Raw genomic sequence first — 2,073 nt, 5'->3', positions numbered from 1 at the left:
GAACGAGGCCAACTTTATCGCCATGATCTACCTGATTGGCAGCCCGGTGGGCCGCCTATTCGATCAGGCCAAATCCACGTGAAGTGACGAAGAACCATTTTTATCCGCGTGCGTGGTTCAGCGCTGCGCCTAGCGCTGTGAAGTAGTCGCTAAACGCGCTATTAATTTGTTCGCGTTGTTCCCCTTGTGGGTATAAGCCGCGTTCGGCTTCTGTCGAGCTTTTGGTGCCTTTCACCAAAAAGTGATTTTTGAGCGGGGCATCCTGCACAAAAGCCTCAAAGGCTCGGGCGCATAGCTCTTCTGGCTTGCTGTAGTAGAGCTGGCCTAACACTTTATCCATCGCCGCAGAGTGGTGAAACAGAGGGCTGGGCTGCTGACCATCTGGCTGAAGCATAATGGCCCGGAAGCAGGCGATTAACCGCTGATTTAACGTGTGGTGAATAGGCTTGGTGTCGGCCAGCCAGGCGGCGGAAGCAAAGACGCTGTTCGGCACGGCTTGAAAGCATTTAGGCGCAATGTAGTGGTCGAAGGCGTGAAACCACTCATGGGCAATACTGCCAGGGCCTGCGTTTTTGGCCAGCGCGAAGCTACGCTGGCTAGGGTCGTAGTGGGCGGAAACACCGGGTCTGCCACCAGTACCGTATTGCAGCGCGAGAGAGCCCCTTAGTGAAATCAGCGTTTCGGTACCTTGGAGAATTAGCATTAGGTCGCAAAGCGCATCGTGAAATAGCTCCGCTGCCCGATCTCGCTCGGCGCTCGTCACCCAGCGGCCAATCTCGATGGAGCGAAAATCAAATTGGCGACGAATCAAGCCAAAACTGCTGGCCGATTCCAAGCGGTGCGAAGGGCCGTTGCGGAAAAATGTTCGTTCGTGAAAACTCACTCTCTACCTATTGCTGTCTGCATGAATGGCCTTGTGATACGCGGCCAAGGTGTGATGAGCCAGCCTTGCACCCATGAAAAAGCGCCCTCATAAATGAGGACGCTTTTTTAAGCACCAATGCTTCTAGTACCTAGCCTTCCGTGGTGTCACGTAGCTCATCCTGAGCTGACTCCTTCCGTGGGTAATATTCGCTGATCCTTAGCGTACATTCCCTTGTGACGCGGTATCCCTGCCGCGAACCTTTTTAACTATAGGGTAGGGTTAAATGATGTACAAGATAATATTGTATGTTTATTGTACTTAAATAGTACGTAAATGATGGTTTATGTTAACTACCCATATTAAAACAAAGAGTTAACGATGAATCTGAAGAATATTGTTTTTTATACACGGATGGTAGATAGGGCTTGTAACCTTAGACGAGCGCCCCAAAGTAATTAAAGTAACGCACAACGCTATCCCACTCTTCACTATCAGGAGCATCGAGATGAGCAAGCGTATTCTAGTGGTACTAACCTCACATGATCAGCTAGGCGATACTGGCGAGAAGACCGGTTTCTGGTTGGAAGAGTTTGCAGCGCCTTACTACGTGTTTAAAGACGCGGGAGCTGTGGTCACGCTGGCATCACCGAAAGGCGGCCAGCCGCCGCTGGACCCTAAAAGCGATGCAGAAGATAGCCAAACCGACGAAACGCGTCGTTTTAAGCAAGACGAAGCTGCCCAAGCAGAGCTTGCCAATACACACCTGCTGAGCGAGATGAAAGCGGACGATTTCGATGCAGTCTTCTACCCCGGAGGCCACGGTCCGCTGTGGGATTTAGTGGATGACAAAGACTCCATCAAACTGATTGAAACCTTCATTGCCCAGGGCAAGCCGGTGGCGTCTGTTTGTCACGCGCCAATCGTGCTAGTAAATGCCAAAGACAGTAACGGCGAACCGCTGGTGAAAGGTCGTCAAGTTACTGGCTTCACCAACGGTGAAGAAGATGCTGTCGGCCTCACGGATGTGGTACCGCACTTGGTAGAAGATGCGCTGCAGAAGTATGGCGGTATCTATAGCAAAGCCGATATCTTTACGCCCTATGTACGTGAAGATGGCCAGCTAATTACCGGCCAGAACCCGCCTTCTTCAGCACCTACAGCTGAAGCGCTGATGGCGTGGCTGACACGCTAAACGAGCGGCTCGATAG

General features: G+C 51.7%; 2 protein-coding genes. One reads left to right on the top strand and one right to left on the bottom strand.

Going from position 1 to position 2,073, the window contains the following annotated elements; genetic code table 11:
* Positions 1–100: 100 nt before the first annotated feature.
* Entirely contained in the window at positions 101–883 is a 783-nt protein-coding gene (locus BIS10_RS18520) for a CLCA_X family protein (protein WP_253507696.1), read from the bottom strand.
* A 487-nt stretch (positions 884–1,370) separates the two neighbouring features.
* Here BIS10_RS18520 and BIS10_RS18515 point away from each other — a divergent pair, with 487 nt between their 5' ends.
* Positions 1,371–2,057: a type 1 glutamine amidotransferase domain-containing protein gene (locus BIS10_RS18515; protein ID WP_083026535.1), complete on the top strand. Its 687-nt coding sequence runs from the start codon at positions 1,371–1,373 to the stop codon at positions 2,055–2,057.
* Positions 2,058–2,073 lie beyond the last annotated feature (16 nt).

Source organism: Halomonas sp. 707B3, from assembly GCF_024158645.1.
Lineage (GTDB): Bacteria > Pseudomonadota > Gammaproteobacteria > Pseudomonadales > Halomonadaceae > Vreelandella > Vreelandella lionensis.
The sequence above is the reverse complement of the archived record's forward strand: the minus strand, read 5'-3'. Positions and strand labels throughout refer to the sequence as shown.

Excerpts from the sequence above, each read along its gene's own strand:
- BIS10_RS18515 (WP_083026535.1), top strand. The coding sequence starts at position 1,371 with ATGAGCAAGCGTATTCTAGTGGTACTAACCTCACATGATCAGCTAGGC.